The sequence below is a fragment of the Pseudoduganella sp. jia 9 genome, from assembly GCF_055502615.1.
Window position 1 is genome coordinate 93,906 of the sequence record NZ_JBUPWE010000018.1, and the last position, 15,062, is coordinate 108,967.

The window sequence follows — 15,062 nt, forward strand, 5'->3', positions numbered from 1 at the left end:
CGGTTGCAATCAGCATGGTTGTACGAACGGCGCTGCCGCATGGCGGCGCCGTTGCCACGCCAGCCGGCCGGCATCAACCGGCCAGGCCCAGTTCCGTCGTCACCTGCTGGCGCAGCACGTACTTCTGGATCTTGCCGGTCACCGTCATCGGAAAGCCGCTGACGAAGCGCACGTAGCGCGGCACCTTGTAGTGGGCGATCTGGCCCTGGCAAAAGGCACGGATCTCGGCCTCGTCCGCCGCCATGCCGGGGCGCAGCACGATGCAGGCGCACAGTTCCTCGCCGTATTTCGGATCCGGCACGCCGACGCACTGCACGTCGAGCACCTTCGGGTGGCGGTACAGGAATTCCTCGATCTCGCGCGGGTAGATATTCTCGCCGCCGCGGATCACCATGTCCTTGGCGCGGCCGACGATGGCCGCGAAGCCCTGTTCGTCGATGACGGCCAGGTCGCCGGTATGCATCCAGCCCGCCGCGTCGATGGCTTCGCGGGTCTTGTCCTCGTCGTCCCAGTAGCCGAGCATGACGGAGTAGCCGCGTGTCAGCAGTTCGCCCTTGACGCCGCGCGGCACGATGCGCCCGGCGGCATCGACGATCTTCGCTTCCAGGTGCGGGTGAATGCGGCCGATCGTCGATACCCGCAGCGGCACCGGGTCGTCGACCGAACTCTGGAAGCTGACCGGCGAGGTTTCGGTCATGCCGTAGGCGATGGTGATCTCGGCCAGGTGCATCCGCTCGATGACGCGGCCCATCACTTCGGCGGGGCAGGGCGAGCCGGCCATGATGCCGGTGCGCAGCGTGGACAGGTCGTACCGGCCGAAGTCCGGATGATCGAGCAGGCTGATGAACATGGTCGGCACGCCATGCAGGCCGGTGCAGTGTTCCGCCTGCACCGTTTCCAGCACCGCCTTCGGCTCGAAGCTCTCCCCGGGGAATACCATCGCCGCGCCATGCGTCACGCAGGCCAGGTTGCCGAGCACCATGCCGAAGCAGTGATACAGCGGCACGGGAATGCACAGCCTGTCGCGGTGCGTGAGCCGCATTGCCTCGCCGACGAAGAAGCCGTTGTTCAGGATGTTGTGGTGGGTGAGCGTGGCACCCTTCGGCGCGCCGGTGGTGCCCGAGGTGAACTGGATGTTGACCGGTTCGTCGAACTGCAGCGCGGCTTCGATGGCGGCCAGGTCCTCCAGTTGCGCGGGATCGGGCGCGGCAAGCAGGTCGTCGAAGTTGTGCATGCCGGGCGTCGTGCCGGCACCGAGCCGTATCACGTGCCGCAGGTGCGGCAATGCCGCGGCGCGGAGCTTGCCGGGCTTGCTGCTGCGTAATTCGGGAACGACATCGCCGACGATGGCCAGGTAATCGCTCGACTTGAACGCGGGTGCCAGGATCAGGGCCGCGCACTTCACCTTGCCCAGGACGTACTCGAGTTCGCTGCGCCGGTAAGCCGGGTTGATATTGACCATGATGAGGCCGGCACGCGCCGTCGCGAACTGCACGAGCACCCACTCGGCGCAGTTCTGAGACCAGATGCCGACGCGGTCGCCGGGTTGCAGGCCCAGCGCCAGCAGGCCGGCGGCAAGGCGGGTGACGCGGGCATCGAGTTCGGCATAGCTCCAGCGCACGTGCTGATGGGGGACGACGAGCGCGTCATTGCCGCCATGGCGCGCGGCCACGCCGGAAAGAAAGGAACCGATGGTTTCACCGATCAGCGGAACGTCGTGCGCTCCGTGTACATAGCTCAGGCTTTGCTGCATGTTGTCTCCATGTCATTGTGGTCTGTGCTGCCGGGACATTGTAATGCCCGTGCCGCGCCGGTTCCGCCACGCTGCCAGGCCGTCGATTCTTTGGCCATGCCATGTCCGGTGAACTATACTCGGCGTCATTTTCCTCATTGACTACAAGCCGCCGACCCGTTGCCGCAAGCACGGCGCAGGCTGCATCCGACCATGTCCAATCGCCCGGCCGCCGACGCCATACCTCCCCGCATCCGCCGCAGCCAGGCGATCTCGCTTGCGCTGCTGCTGGTCTGCGGCGTCATCAATTACCTGGACCGCGCCACGCTGGCCGTGGCCAACGAGTACATCCGCGCCGACCTCGGCCTGTCGCTGGGCGAGATGGGCGTGCTGCTGTCGGCGTTTTCATGGAGCTACGCGATCTGCCAGTTGCCGGTGGGAGTACTGGTCGACAAGATAGGGCCGCGCTGGCTGCTCGGTGCCGGCCTGGTGCTGTGGTCGCTGGCGCAGGCCGCCGGCGGGCTTGCATCGACGTTCGGCTGGTTCCTGCTCGTGCGGATCGCGCTGGGCATCGGCGAGGCGCCGCAATTCCCGGCAGCCGCGCGTGTCGTCAGCAACTGGTTCCCGGCGCGCTCGCGCGGCACGCCGACCGGCATCTTCAATTCGGCCTCGCCGCTGGGCGTGGCGCTGGCACCCTTGTGCCTGCCGCCGCTGATTGCCGCCACGAGCTGGCACTGGGCCTTCTTCGTGACCGGCGCGCTCGGCATCGTGGCGGCCATCATCTGGATCAGCGTTTACAGGGACCCGGTGCGCCACGAGCTGACTCCCGCCGAGCGCGCGTATCTGGAACTGGACGAGGGCCGCGAGGCCGCGCCGGCCGCCGGTCTTGCCGCCTGGCGGGCACTGTTCCGCTACCGCGCAACGTGGGGCATGATGCTGGGCTTTTTCGGTTCCGTGTACCTGAACTGGGTATTCCTGACCTGGCTGCCGGGCTACCTGCGCACCGAGCGCCACATGGACCTGGCGCAGGCCGGCATTGCCGCGTCGATCCCGTTCCTGTGCGGTTTTGCCGGCGCGCTGGTGGCGGGCTGGGCGTCCGACCGCGTTGCCCGCATGACGGCATCGAAGGTGGCAGGCAGGCGCAACGCGGTGGTCGTGGCCACGCTGGGCATGGTGGCCTTCACGATCCCGGCCGCGCTGGCCGAGAGCAACGTGGTGGCCGTGGCATGCATTTCCATCGTGATCTTCCTGGCCAACGCCTCGTCGGCCTGCGCGTGGTCGCTGGCCACGGTGGTGGCACCGCCGAGCGGCGTGGGTTCGCTCGGCGCGCTGCAGAATTTCGGCGGCTTCCTGGGCGGCGCGCTGGCCCCGGTGCTGACCGGCTACATCGCGCAGACCTGGTCGTTCGTGCCGGCGCTGCTGACGGGAGCGGGCATGGCCTTCCTGGGCGCGATGTCGTACCTGTTCCTGGTGGTGCGGCCGATTCCGGAACATGAGGCAACGGTGGCGTGACCGATCCGTGCCAGGATCGGCCGGTACGATAGACAAGCGGCGGCAACTTTCCGCGCGCGCAATGGCGATGTATTCACTCAAGGAGGCAAGCATGACCCTATGGACGATCCCGCCGATGAAATTCCGGCAAACCCGTGGCCTGCCATGGTCGAAGCGGATGCGGAGGCTTCTCGCCGCCCTGGTCCCGGCGTGGCTGCTGTTCGCCTCCAGCCTGGCCCATGCGCAGGAGCACGCAATGATGGTGCGGATCTCGGAGATTGCGGTCCACGCGCAGCATCTCGACGCGTACAAGGCGATTCTCAAGGAGGAAGCCGAGGCGTCGATACGGCTGGAACCGGGCGTGATCGCCATCTTCCCGATGACCCGGCGCGACAGCGATACCGAGTTCAGGATTCTCGAGATGTACGCCGATCGCCAGGCCTACGAGGCGCACCTGAAGACGCCGCACTTCCTGAAGTACAAGTCCACGACACTGCACATGGTCAAATCGCTGAAGCTGGTCGACATGCAGGCGATCGATGCGCAAACCATGGGCAAGATGTTCAGGAAGATGCAGGACCGCTAGCCCGCTGCGGTCGCCGCACCGAGGCAGGCTTGCGCGGCTACTGGCCTCGTCCGCCGTCTTTTCTGTCTGGAAACGATAATGGTTCTTATGTCTGTTTCCGCACCGAACGTTTACGTTCCTGGCCGTATGCTGGGACATATCCAGGCAGCATCTCCGCACCTGGGTGATCACGGAAACCACACACATGAAGACGCCGCCCCCCGCGCGCAACAGCGCAGCCCACGATGAGACCGCGGCACCGAAAAAACGGCAACGGGCCGCGCCCCTGTCGCTCGCGGCATGGAAGCAGTTCGTCAGCGTGGCCAAGCCCTACTGGCTCGAAGACCAGAAAAAGCAGGCCTGGCTGCTGCTGGTGCTGCTGATCGCGCTGATGCTGGTCGAGACGCAGCTGGCCGTCATGCTGAACAACCAGGCCGGCGAGATGACGTCGGCACTGGCCGGCAAGAACGGCGACCGCTTCTGGACTTCGGTGCGCGCCTGCCTGATGATCCTGGCGTTCGCGGTACCGATCTATGCCTTCTACTACTACATGCGCGACGTGTTCGCCAACCAGTGGCGGCGCTGGCTGACCGGCCGCTTCCTCGATGGCTACCTGAAACGGCGCAAGTACTACGAGCTGGGATCGGATGGCGAGATCGACAATCCCGACCAGCGCATCAGCGAGGACATCAACACCTTTACCGGAAGGTCCATTCACTTCCTGCTGATCTTCCTGGGCTCGATCATGCAGCTGGTGGCATTCAGCGCCGTGCTGTGGTCGATCTCGCACCTGCTGGTGGGCGTGCTGGCGGTGTATGCGCTGGTCGGCACCGTGGTCGCCTTGTGGGTGTTCGGCACACCGCTGATCCACCTGAATTTCTGGCAGCTGCGGCGCGAGGCGGATTTTCGTTTCAGCCTGATGCGCCTGCGCGAGAATGCCGAATCGATCGCCTTCTACCGCGGCGAAGCACAGGAACGCGCGCACATCGACGGCAAGTTCGACAAGGTGATCCACAATTTCTCGCGGCTGATCAAGCGGCAGCGGTCGCTCAACCTGTTCCAGCGCACGTTCAGCCAGCTCACGCTGGTGCTGCCTTTCGTGATCCTGGCCGAAGGCGTGCTGTCGGGCAGGCTGGAGGTGGGGCGGGCGATCCAGGCGGCGGGGGCATTCACCGCCGTGCTGGCCGCGGTGGGCATCATCGTCGATAACTTCGAAAGCCTGAGCCGCTTCGTGGCCGGGATCGGCCGCCTGCAGGCGCTGTCGAACCTCGTGCTGCCCGATGCGCAGGCCAAGGCCGTCGGCGACGGCAAGCACGCGCGCATCCAGACGCGGCAGGGGCAACATCTTGCGCTGGAGGCACTGACGCTGCATCCGCCGCAGTCCGAACGGGTGCTCATCAAGGAGCTGTCGCTGGCCGTGAAGCCGGGCGATGCGCTGCTGATCACCGGCGACAGCGGTTGCGGCAAGAGCTCGCTGCTGCGGGCAATCGCCGGCCTGTGGCATACGGGCAGCGGCGTGATCCATCACCCACCCATGGAAGAATTCTTTTTCCTGCCCCAGCAGCCTTACCTGCAGCCGGGGACGCTGCGCAGCCAGCTGATCTATCCCAGCGCCGCATCGGACCTGGACGACGAGCAGTTGCTGGAGATCCTGCAGCAGGTTCACCTGCCGCACCTGGCGGGGCGCGTGGGCGGCCTGGATGCCGTGCAGGACTGGGCCAAGCTGTTGTCGGTCGGCGAACAGCAGCGGCTGGCATTCGGCCGCGTGCTGGTGCACGGGCCGGGCATCGTGATCCTGGACGAAGCGACCAGTGCGCTCGACAGCGCCAACGAAGCATCGCTGTATGCACGCCTGCGCGACAGCGGCACCACGCTGATCAGCATCGCGCACCGTCCCGCGGTACTGCGCCACCATACCCACGTGCTGCACCTGACGGGCGAGGGCGGCTGGAAGCTGCATGAGGCCAGCGGCTTCCAGTTCGATGAGCCGGTTGCCGCCTTGCGCGGCACCGGTACCGCCCCGCAGGTGGCGTTGCCGCTTGAAGTGGCCGCGGCAGGCTAGCGGGAAAGATCGCAGGAAGAACAAGGCAGCAATCCCGGCAGGCCGCCGGCATGGGGCCCTTATTCCGGTATCGCTTGCCCGGCGCGCATGGGCTCGCCGATCGCATAGAAAAAGCCGCCGGCGATGTAGTGCAGGCTGCGCAGGCCGGGATCGGCGGTCTCGAAATGCCAGTGGCCATCCTTGAATACCCGGGTGTCCGACCAGGCGCCTTCGACTTCGCCGATGAACAGGTCGTACGTCGCCTCGTTGCGCGGTTCGGGCAGCACCCGGCAGGCGAGCCATGCCGAACAGTCCGCGACGAACGGCAGGTCGACGCCCGGCATGCCGAACAGTTCGACACCGCTGTGCACCAGCTTGTCCGGTTCCCGGGCCAGGCTGCGGTGGCCCACCTGGAAGGTCAGGTCGAGTTGCCGTACGGTGGGCACCTGGATCACGAAGCGCCCGCTGTTCTCGACCAGCGCGCGGGTCGCCGCGCCCTTGTCGAGGACGACGGTCAGCTTGGGCGGTGCATAGTCCAGTGCGCAGGCCCATGCCGCCGCCATGACGTTGTCGACACCGTCATGGCGGGCAGACACGAGCACCGTCGGCCCGTGGTTGAGAAGGCGGTAGGCTTTGTCCAGCGGTACCGCTGCGATATGGTCGTTCATGTGGATTCCTTGATTGGTTCGATGCTGGTGCCGGCAGTGTATCGCCAGTCATGCAGCCTCGGCGATGGGGTTCCTGTGGTGATGCGGTTGCAGGAACGGCGTCAGCGCCACCATCGCGGTGCCGACCGCCACGAGCAGCCAGAGCGAGGAGTCGAAGGAACCGCTGGCGTCGCGCAGCTGGCCCACCGCCAGCGGACCGGCGGCAGCCACCGTGTAGCTGACCAGGAGCACGAAGGCATTCCAGGCACCGGTTTCCTCCGCATGCCGGGTATTGTCGAGGGGAAGCGTCATCGACAGTGTGAACGATCCGCCGGTGCCGAAGGCGAGCACCGCCACCACCAGGTACGGCGATACCGTTGGCGCGAGCGCCATGGCCAGGATGCCCGCCAGTGCGGTGCCGGCACCGAGCGCGAGCGGCAGCCGGCGGTCTTCGTCGCGGCTCAGGAAGCCGAACACGGGATTGGCGGCCATGAACGCCAGCGTGAAGGTGGCCAGCAGCAGGCCGGCATGCGCGGGTGTCCAGCCGGCTTCCACGTACATCGGCGCCAGCCAGGAGATAAAGGCGTAGAACACGAAGTTATTGCAGGCGAAGAAGAGGGCGATCAGCCATGCGGTGGGATTGCGGAACGGCATGCCATGGCGCCGCGCGCCAGCCGCTGCGGCCCTTGGTGCCGGGCCGCGCATCGCCACGAACAGCCAGGCCAGCAGGGCGAGCACGCCGGGCAGTACCCAGACACCCGCGGCCCAGCGCCAGCCGCCCGTCCATGCGGCGATCGTTCCCGTGGCGGCGGCCGACAGCGTGCTGCCCAGGGCCAGCGCGGTGGCATACAGGCTCATGAAGATCGCCACCTGCCGGGGAAACCCGGCCTTGACGAAGCCGGCGATCAACACCCCGGCGATCGCGATGCCGGCACCGATGCCGACGGTCGCCGCGAACAGCAGCACCACCGAATCCGCGAAGGCGCGCGCCAGGCTGGACAGGGTCAGCAGCGCGAGGGCGGCCAGCATTAAGCGGTCGCGTCCAAAGCGTCGCGACAGCCATGGCACCGGCGCAGCCAACAGGCCCATCAGTAAAGTCGGGATGGCCGTCAGCAGCGCTGCCTGCGTGTGCGACAGGCCGAACTCCCCGATGATGGCGGGCAGCAGCGGGCCGATGGAAACAATGCCTGGACGCAGGGTGAGGGCGACCAGTACCACGCAGGCGATGGCCGCCGCCATCGACAGGGCAGCGCTGCCGGCCGGCGCCGCCAGGCGCGCGCCGCTGGGAGAAAGGGTTTGGACGGACACGGTGGATCTCCTGGTTGGCCCGGGCCGGTGCCCGGGCACGGGTCAACGATCAATGCGACTTGTGGATGAGAACGGTCTTCGGATTGGTGAACAGCTGCCGGCCTTCGCTGCCGTGCTCGGTGCCCAGGCCGGACTGCTTGTGGCCGCCGAACGGGATGTCCACGCCCTGGGTATGGATTTCGTTCACCCACACCATGCCGGTTTCCAGCCGGTTGGCGACGGCTACGGCGGCCCGCGTGTCGCGGCCCCACACGGAGCCGCCCAGGCCGAACGGGCTGTCGTTGGCGCGCTCGATGACGTCGTCGACATCGTCATAGGCGATGATCGGCACGATCGGGGCGAACTGTTCTTCCTGCACGATCATCGAGTCTTCCGGCGGGTTGTCGACCACGGTCACCGGGATGAAGTAACCAGGGCGGTCCGGATCGACTTCGCCGCCCAGCACGACCTTGTAGCCCCTGGCCTTGATATCGTCGAGGAAGGTCTTGATCTTCTCGAACTGCATGCGGTTCTGTACCGGACCGACCGTAACGTCGGGATCCAGGCCGTCGCCCAGTTTCTGCCGGCGCGCATAGGCAACGAAGGCGTCGACAAACCGTGGATGGCAGGAACGGTGCACGTACAGCCGCTTGATGCCGACGCACCACTGGCCGGAGTTGCCCACCGCTCCCCAGAACAGCTGGGGAATGATGGCTTCCCAGTCGGCGTCGGGCATGACGATGGCCGCATCGTTGCCGCCCAGCTCCAGCGTGACGCGCTTCATCGTTCCCGCCGCCGAGCGGATCACGTGCTTGCCGGTGGCCGTCGAGCCCGTGAAGCTGATCTTGGCGATGCCAGGATGCGCCGTCATGTGCGGCCCCAGTTCATCGTTGCCGGAGACCACCGACAGCACGCCCGGCGGCAGCACCGACTGCGCGATCTGGCCGAAGCGCAGCGAGGTCAGCGGTGTGAACGGCGACGGCTTGATGACCATCGTATTGCCGGTGATGAGCGCGGGCGCGACCTTCCACAAGGCCAGCAACACCGGGAAATTCCACGGTGTGATGGCGCCGATGACGCCAAGCGGCGTGTGGTGCAGTTCGACGACGTGGCTGTCGGTTTCCTCGACGATCTCGACGGGAATGCGGCGCGCGGCGATCTGGCGGATCCACGAGATGGCCTGGTCGACTTCGGGCTCGGCCATCGTCTTCAGGGGCTTGCCCTGTTCCAGCACGAGCAGGCGGGCCAGTTCGTCGCGGTGCGCGGCGAGTGCGTCGGCGTAGGCTTCCAGGTATTGCTGGCGCCGTTCGTAGCCGATCGCGGACCAGGATTTGAACGCGGTTTGTGCCGCGGCGATGGCATCGTCGAGCTGGGCGATGCTGGCCGCGGGGGCGCGGGCCAGCAGCTTGCCGGTGGCGGGGTTGAGCACGTCGAAGATGGTCTCGGCGGTGGCGAGCTTGCCGGCGATGCTCAGGTAGTAGGGGCTGTCGAACAGCGTGGTAGCTTGGGTGGCGATTCCTGTGGACATGGTGTTCTTTCGTTTATTTGCGTGAGACCGGCTAAATTAGACCGGTCGTCTAGTTTATGAGTTTAAAAAAACACTTCGCTCGAAGTGTCCGGCGCCGGCCCGCCTGGCGGGCCAGCCTGGTGAAACAGTCAATGGTCCAGATGCAGCATTTGACGCGTGACGGCCATGGCGGAATCGAACGGCTCGGTACCGCGCACGATCTTCACCATGACGCTGGCACCCAGCCACAGCTGGTACAGGCTTTCCGCGATCCGCCGCGGGTTGTCGTCGACGGCCAGCGAGCCTTCGGCCACACCCCGTTCGATGGCATCGGCCAGCCTGGCGATGATCGCCGACGTTCCCTGGTTCAGTACCGTGCGCATCGCTTCGGACAGGTCGGCCACTTCCGCGGCGAGCTTGACCGCCAGGCATTTGCCCTGGCAATCGAGGAAGGACTGGTTGGCGCGCCACATGTCGAAGTAATCCAGCAGGCGCTGCGCCATGGTCACCCCGGGCTGGCCCATCACGGTGTCGATATCGGCCAGGTAGTCTTCGAAGTAGTTCGCCAGCAATGCCTCGCCGAACGCGTCCTTCGAGCCGAAGTAGTGGTAGAAGGAGCCTTTCGGCACCTTTGCTTCCGTCAGGATCTCGTTCAGTCCGACAGCCGAGAACCCCTTGCCGGACATGATGCGCTGTCCCACCGCAAGGATGTTGTCGCGAACGTCGGAGGAATCGGTGTTGTGTGCTTTGGCCATGGGGCTACTATACGTTTAAATAGACCAGTCGTCTAGCTGCGGGCCGCATGAAATCGGCACTTATTTGCCGGCAGAGGCCGCTGCCTGTTCGATCACCCTGGCAACCTGCTCGGGATGGGCGATAAAGGCGACGTGGCTGCCATCGATCTCGACCGTCTTGCTGCCGGCGCGTTTTGCCATGGTGCGCTCGAGTTCCGGACTGACGGTACGGTCGGCCGTCGAAATGATGGCCCAGCTTGGTTTGCTGCGCCATGCGGCCTTCGACACGGCCGTGGTCGCCGCGCCGATTGCCGGGATCACCTGGGACTGCGCCATGAACCTGGCGTCGGCCGCAGGCAGGTCCGCCGCGAAATCGGCATGGAACAGGGCCTGGTCGAAGTACAGGTGCCCATCCGCCGTGGCCCGGATGCCCTTGGTGGCCGGCGCGTTCCGGTCGGCCAGGTCTTTCAGGCTTTCGCCGGCATCGGGCTGGAACGCCGCGACATACACCAGGCCCGCGACCCTGGGATGGTTGCCCGCTTCCGTGATCACCACGCCGCCATAGCTGTGGCCGACCAGGATGCTGTTGCCCTCCCGGGCATCGATTGCCCGCGTCGTCGCGTTGACGTCGTCGGCCAGCGAGGTTTCCGGCTGCTGCACGACGGTGACGTTGAAACCGTCGCGAGTCAGGATGTCGGCCACGCCCTTCCAGCCGGAACCGTCAGCGAAGAAGCCGTGGACCAGGACCACGTTCCTGACCGGGGCCGGGGTAGCTGCCTGCGCGCCGATGGCGGCGAGCGACAGGGCGAGTGCGGAGGCGATGCGGGTCAGTTTGTTCATGATGAGGCTCCATAAAGTGGTGTGAGGATTGACTGCTGCTTAGAACACCTGTGCTGTCGGGCGCAGGACGATTTCGTTGATGTCGACGTCCGCCGGCTGCTCGATCGCGAAGGCAATGGCACGTGCGACCGAGGCGGCGGGGATCGCCTGCTTGTAGAAATCAAGTACGGTTTCCCGCGCGGTACCGGAGGTGCTGTGCTTGAGGTCGCTTTCGACGGCGCCCGGCGCAATCGACGTTACGCGGATCCTGTCGCCCACTTCCTGGCGCAGTCCCTCCGAGATGGCCGAGACGGCGAACTTGGTGCCGGAATACACGGTGCCGCCGGGCGCGAAGACCTTGACCCCGGCCACCGAGCTCAGGTTGATGATGTGGCCGCTTTCCTGGGCCAGGAAGCGCGGCAGCACGGCGGCAATGCCGTACAGCGTGCCTTTCAGGTTCACGTCGATCATCGCATCCCACTCGTCGGTATTGGCTTCGGCCATGGGGCGGATCGGCATCAGTCCGGCGTTGTTGACCAGCACGTCCAGCTTGCCGAAGTCAGCGATGGTCGCGGCAACGACCGCTTCCACCTGTTTCTTGTCGGTGACATCGAGGCTGTAAGCCCTCGCCGTGCCGCCGGCCGATGCGATGCTGGCAACGACCTCATCGAGTTTTTCCTTGCGGCGCGCGGCGATCGCCACCTTCGCGCCCTGGCTCGCCAGCAGCCGCGCCACCTCGGCCCCGATGCCCGTGCTGCCGCCCGTGATCAGGACGACCTTGTTCTGTATGCCTTCTTTCATGACCATTCCTTTGTATTGGTTTCCGGGTTGTGGCGCGGCGCCTCCGCCAGGGAAGGCGCGTCGCCGCATCGGCGCATCAGGCCAGTTGTTCGAGCAGCAGTGCCGCGGCTTCCGCCGACGATGCCGGGTTCTGGCCGGTGATCAGCAAATCGTCGCGGACCACATACGAACCCCAGTCCGGACCGCTGGAATACACGCCGCCCTTGGCCTTCAGCTCATCCTCGACGAGGAACGGCACCACGTTCGTCAGGCCCACGCCTTCCTCTTCGGTATTGGTGAAGCCCGTCACATTCTTGCCTTCGACCAGCGGGCGGCCGGCGGGCGTTTTCACATGGCGCAGCACGCCTGGAGCATGGCAGACCAGGGCGACCGGCTTGGCCGCTGCCAGGAACGATTCGATCAGGGCGATCGAGTGCCTGTCTTCGGCCAAGTCCCACAGCGGGCCGTGACCGCCTGGGTAGAACACGGTGTCGAACTGGCGCTGGTCGACGCTGTCCAGGCGCAGCGTGGAGGCCAGTTGCGCGTTGGCGGCGGCATCGGCCTCGAAGCGGCGGGTCAGGTCGGTCTGGAACGACGGCTCGTTGCTTTTCGGGTCCAGCGGCGGCTGGCCACCCAGCGGCGAGGCCAGCACGACTTCGACGCCGGCATCCTTGAAGGCGTAGTAGGGCGCGGCCAGCTCTTCGAGCCAGAAGCCGGTCTTGCGGCCGGTGTTGCCGAGTTGATCGTGGGAAGTGAGAACCATCAGGACTTTTTTCATGGTGTTGCTCCAATAAGTTAAATTTGAATTAGACCGGTCGTCTTGTTTCGAGATGAGCGCAACAGGCCGGTGGTGCTGGTGCAACGTGTGGTTTGCTGCACCGATGGACACAAGATATCACCAAGTAGACCAGTCGTCTATAACTTTCTCAACTTTTCCGGTGCGGTGCTGTTCCTGGTACGACTGCCGAACGACGCGGCAGTCGGATGGCGTGCGTGCCACGGTCGTGGCACTGGCATGGGTTGCCGGCACGCTGGCGCTGGCGCTCGGTGCGCGCGTGCCAGGTTCGGCGCGCGCTGGATCGATAGATCAGTGTTCTGGAAAAGCTCCAAAGGCGCTCAGGGTCGGTGGATCGCGGCAGAACTAGGTGACCGGCGGGACACTCCAGGAGGTCGCCCCGGCAACCGTGCCCGGGCAGACCACGCAGCTCCGCACGCTTGACATGTAAAACGATCGTTGTACACTCGTTTCATGGATAAACGCGACGAAATGGTGACGGCCGCAGCGCAGTTATTTGCGCGCGAAGGCCTGCGCGGTATCGGGATAGATCACATCAGCGCCTCCGTTGGAGCTTCTACCCGTACGCTGTATAAACACTTTGGCTGCCGTGACGGGCTGGTACTGGCTGCCCTGGAAGCGAGACACCGCGCTTTCATGGATGAGTTGAAGAACTCCTGTCTGGACAGTGGCACTATCGCATCACTGTTCGACACGCTCGAGAGATGGTTCGAAACGCACGGCGCATCAGGATGCTTGCTGCTCCGCGCCGCCAGCGAATACCGCGTGTCCAATGTCGAGATCGTCGCATTGGTGAGCCAGCAAAAAAGAGAATTTCTCGAGGAAATCGCCAGGCGTGTGAACGGCTTGCTGGGCTATGAAAACGCTCAGCTTTGTTTGCAAATCTGGGTATTGTTCGAAGGCGCCACCGCGGTGGCGAGCCTGGAATATCCGACAGCAGTTGCCGATGCAAAAGCTGCGGCACTATCCCTTCTTGCAAATGCCAGGACAGCCGATGAAGCATAACTTCAACCTCCTGGCTGCCGCTTTTGCACTGACCGCGGTTTCTTACGCGCTGGCCCGCTTTGCTTTCGGGCTGCTGTTGCCGCAGATGCGCGACGAGTTGTCACTCGATATCGCCACCACGGGATGGATCGGGAGCAGCGCTTTCATAGCGTATTGCGTGGGTATCGTTGCCGCTTTTGCCTGCGGCCGCCTGTACAGTCCGCGAACGATCGCATTCGCCGCTGGATTGTGCTCGACCATCGGCATGGCAACGATCGTTTCCGCAACGTCGAGCTTGCCGTTGGGGATCGGCATTGCATTGGCAGGACTCAGCACCGGCCTGACGTCACCGCCTCTGGCAACGGCGGTTTCAATACAATTTGCCGATGCAAATCGCCCTAGAGCCAATGCGATCATCAATGCGGGAACCGCAGCCGGCATTGTTTTTTCCGGTTTCGCGAGTTTGACGGACGCAGGCGGCTGGCGCGAAATCTACATGGCATTCGCCGTCATCGGTTTCGTGGTGACGGTCTGGGTTTTTTACGCGGTTCCGACAACGGTGGAGCGCGCATCCGCGATGTCGATCTCCGTGGCATATCTGAAACGACCAGGAATGCCGGCGCTGTGCGTGGGCGCGTTCTTGCTGGGCGTCTCAAGTACCGCGATCTGGACATTCGGGAGCAACATCCTGCGCGAGGTGTTTGAATTTTCCGAAACCGATGTGGGATGGGTCTGGATTGCACTTGGACTGGCCGGTGTCATTGGTTCGATGACCGGTATGCTGACGCAGAAATTCGGTGTCGCGCGCGTCCATCGCGTGTCGCTTGTCGGGATGGCGCTGGGGATCCTTGGATTGTCCGCGGCTTCGATATCCATCGTGCCGGTTTTCTTCAGCGTCGCAGCGTTCGGCGCATCCTACATAACATCATCCGGCGTTTTCCTCATACAGGGTATTCGATTGCTCCCCGAACGGCCCGATCTGGGGCTCGGGGTTCCCTTCCTGATCGTGGCCCTGGGGCAGAGTTCTGGCGCTCCCCTGTTTGCGGCACTGCTTGAAAACGTTGGCGTAAGCATTGCCTTGGCAACGTTCTCAGGTGCGGCTTTGCTGGCAAGTTTCATTCCGCTCAGGCGATCTGGCGAAAAACGATCATGATGGCGATGTTTCGGTAGCTGACTTGGGGAAGTGGGGGCGTTGCTATGGCCGCATCGAGGTCGGCTCGCGTGTCGGGGGGCGGTCAAGTGGAACGTGCCGCACGCAGGCTGCTGTACAAAGCACAACAGCGAACCGAAGTTCGCTTTTTGCTTGAATTCTTAGTCGGGGTGAAGGGATTCGAACCTCCGGCGAGGTGGGCGATGCCGTTTACCTCGACGGGCGTCGTGGCTATACGGGAAATTTACGAGGCGCCATGTACTTGGTGGAGATTACTTTGAAACCCGATTCAGAATTCTTCTCGAAGGTGCTTCGCATAGTGGCCACCTCATGGTACAGGAGTTTTTCCCACGGTGGGCGACGTGATCATCAGTACACTGGCTATCTACACGCAAGTTCTGCGACGATGAAATCGTCATCGATTACATATGGGCGCTGAATCTTGAATGCGTAGAGGCAGCGTGGCTAATCGGAGGATTCACTTTATTATTCGGTTTCCCGACGCGACACCACCTGTCGCATCAGGTTT

13 protein-coding genes are annotated in these 15,062 nt (G+C 64.4%); 5 read left to right on the forward strand and 8 right to left on the reverse strand.

Features of this window, described 5'->3' with window-relative positions; all coding sequences use genetic code 11:
- Positions 1 to 73 precede the first annotated feature (73 nt).
- Positions 74 to 1,753: an AMP-binding protein gene (locus ACY34H_RS23265; RefSeq protein ID WP_464979845.1), complete on the reverse strand. Its 1,680-nt coding sequence runs from the start codon at positions 1,751 to 1,753 to the stop codon at positions 74 to 76.
- Between the two features lie 192 nt (positions 1,754 to 1,945).
- On the opposite strand from ACY34H_RS23265, the gene ACY34H_RS23270 reads away from it, so the two are divergent.
- The 3 genes from ACY34H_RS23270 to ACY34H_RS23280 all read left to right on the forward strand — a co-directional run bounded on the left by ACY34H_RS23270 (position 1,946) and on the right by ACY34H_RS23280 (position 5,850).
- Entirely contained in the window at positions 1,946 to 3,244 is a 1,299-nt protein-coding gene (locus ACY34H_RS23270; protein WP_464979846.1) for an MFS transporter, read from the forward strand.
- 91 nt (positions 3,245 to 3,335) lie between these two features.
- Positions 3,336 to 3,809 carry a putative quinol monooxygenase gene (locus tag ACY34H_RS23275; RefSeq protein ID WP_464979847.1) on the forward strand — a complete coding sequence of 158 codons (474 nt, stop codon included), beginning with the start codon at positions 3,336 to 3,338 and terminating at the stop codon, positions 3,807 to 3,809.
- A gap of 184 nt (positions 3,810 to 3,993) precedes the next feature.
- Entirely contained in the window at positions 3,994 to 5,850 is a 1,857-nt protein-coding gene (locus ACY34H_RS23280) for an ABC transporter ATP-binding protein/permease (RefSeq protein WP_464979848.1), read from the forward strand.
- Between the two features lie 59 nt (positions 5,851 to 5,909).
- On the opposite strand, the gene ACY34H_RS23285 is transcribed toward ACY34H_RS23280, so the two are convergent.
- The 7 genes from ACY34H_RS23285 to ACY34H_RS23315 form a co-directional block, all read right to left on the reverse strand.
- Complete coding sequence (locus ACY34H_RS23285) at positions 5,910 to 6,497, reverse strand: flavin reductase family protein (RefSeq protein WP_464979849.1); 588 nt, start codon at positions 6,495 to 6,497, stop codon at positions 5,910 to 5,912.
- A gap of 48 nt (positions 6,498 to 6,545) precedes the next feature.
- The gene (locus ACY34H_RS23290) at positions 6,546 to 7,784 is read right to left on the reverse strand and encodes an MFS transporter (protein WP_464979850.1); all 1,239 of its coding nucleotides are present in this window, start codon (positions 7,782 to 7,784) and stop codon (positions 6,546 to 6,548) included.
- Positions 7,785 to 7,833: 49 nt separating this feature from the next.
- Positions 7,834 to 9,291 (reverse strand): aldehyde dehydrogenase family protein, encoded by a 1,458-nt coding sequence (locus tag ACY34H_RS23295; protein ID WP_464979851.1) that lies wholly within the window; start codon positions 9,289 to 9,291, stop codon positions 7,834 to 7,836.
- Positions 9,292 to 9,419: 128 nt separating this feature from the next.
- Complete coding sequence (locus ACY34H_RS23300) at positions 9,420 to 10,025, reverse strand: TetR/AcrR family transcriptional regulator (RefSeq protein ID WP_464979852.1); 606 nt, start codon at positions 10,023 to 10,025, stop codon at positions 9,420 to 9,422.
- Between the two features lie 60 nt (positions 10,026 to 10,085).
- Positions 10,086 to 10,844 carry an alpha/beta fold hydrolase gene (locus tag ACY34H_RS23305; protein WP_464979853.1) on the reverse strand — a complete coding sequence of 253 codons (759 nt, stop codon included), beginning with the start codon at positions 10,842 to 10,844 and terminating at the stop codon, positions 10,086 to 10,088.
- Between the two features lie 39 nt (positions 10,845 to 10,883).
- The gene (locus ACY34H_RS23310) at positions 10,884 to 11,624 is read right to left on the reverse strand and encodes an SDR family oxidoreductase (protein ID WP_464979854.1); all 741 of its coding nucleotides are present in this window, start codon (positions 11,622 to 11,624) and stop codon (positions 10,884 to 10,886) included.
- A gap of 76 nt (positions 11,625 to 11,700) precedes the next feature.
- Positions 11,701 to 12,381, reverse strand: a complete 681-nt coding sequence (locus ACY34H_RS23315) for a type 1 glutamine amidotransferase domain-containing protein (protein WP_464979855.1) — start codon at positions 12,379 to 12,381, stop codon at positions 11,701 to 11,703.
- Positions 12,382 to 12,852: 471 nt separating this feature from the next.
- On the opposite strand from ACY34H_RS23315, the gene ACY34H_RS23320 reads away from it, so the two are divergent.
- Positions 12,853 to 13,404, forward strand: coding sequence for a TetR/AcrR family transcriptional regulator (locus ACY34H_RS23320; protein WP_464979856.1), 552 nt, complete (start codon positions 12,853 to 12,855; stop codon positions 13,402 to 13,404).
- On the forward strand, positions 13,394 to 14,536 hold the full coding sequence (locus ACY34H_RS23325) for an MFS transporter (RefSeq protein WP_464979857.1): 1,143 nt from the start codon (positions 13,394 to 13,396) through the stop codon (positions 14,534 to 14,536). The genes ACY34H_RS23320 and ACY34H_RS23325 overlap by 11 nt, the downstream gene beginning before the upstream one ends.
- The last annotated feature ends 526 nt before the right edge of the window (positions 14,537 to 15,062 follow it).

Bases quoted from the DNA above. Each gene is read 5' to 3' on its own strand.
- ACY34H_RS23265 (WP_464979845.1), bottom strand. From the start codon at position 1,753: ATGCAGCAAAGCCTGAGCTATGTACACGGAGCGCACGACGTTCCGCTG.
- ACY34H_RS23270 (WP_464979846.1), top strand. From the start codon at position 1,946: ATGTCCAATCGCCCGGCCGCCGACGCCATACCTCCCCGCATCCGCCGC.
- ACY34H_RS23275 (WP_464979847.1), top strand. From the start codon at position 3,336: ATGACCCTATGGACGATCCCGCCGATGAAATTCCGGCAAACCCGTGGC.
- ACY34H_RS23280 (WP_464979848.1), top strand. From the start codon at position 3,994: ATGAAGACGCCGCCCCCCGCGCGCAACAGCGCAGCCCACGATGAGACC.
- ACY34H_RS23285 (WP_464979849.1), bottom strand. From the start codon at position 6,497: ATGAACGACCATATCGCAGCGGTACCGCTGGACAAAGCCTACCGCCTT.
- ACY34H_RS23295 (WP_464979851.1), bottom strand. From the start codon at position 9,291: ATGTCCACAGGAATCGCCACCCAAGCTACCACGCTGTTCGACAGCCCC.
- ACY34H_RS23300 (WP_464979852.1), bottom strand. From the start codon at position 10,025: ATGGCCAAAGCACACAACACCGATTCCTCCGACGTTCGCGACAACATC.
- ACY34H_RS23305 (WP_464979853.1), bottom strand. From the start codon at position 10,844: ATGAACAAACTGACCCGCATCGCCTCCGCACTCGCCCTGTCGCTCGCC.
- ACY34H_RS23310 (WP_464979854.1), bottom strand. From the start codon at position 11,624: ATGAAAGAAGGCATACAGAACAAGGTCGTCCTGATCACGGGCGGCAGC.
- ACY34H_RS23315 (WP_464979855.1), bottom strand. From the start codon at position 12,381: ATGAAAAAAGTCCTGATGGTTCTCACTTCCCACGATCAACTCGGCAAC.
- ACY34H_RS23320 (WP_464979856.1), top strand. From the start codon at position 12,853: ATGGATAAACGCGACGAAATGGTGACGGCCGCAGCGCAGTTATTTGCG.
- ACY34H_RS23325 (WP_464979857.1), top strand. From the start codon at position 13,394: ATGAAGCATAACTTCAACCTCCTGGCTGCCGCTTTTGCACTGACCGCG.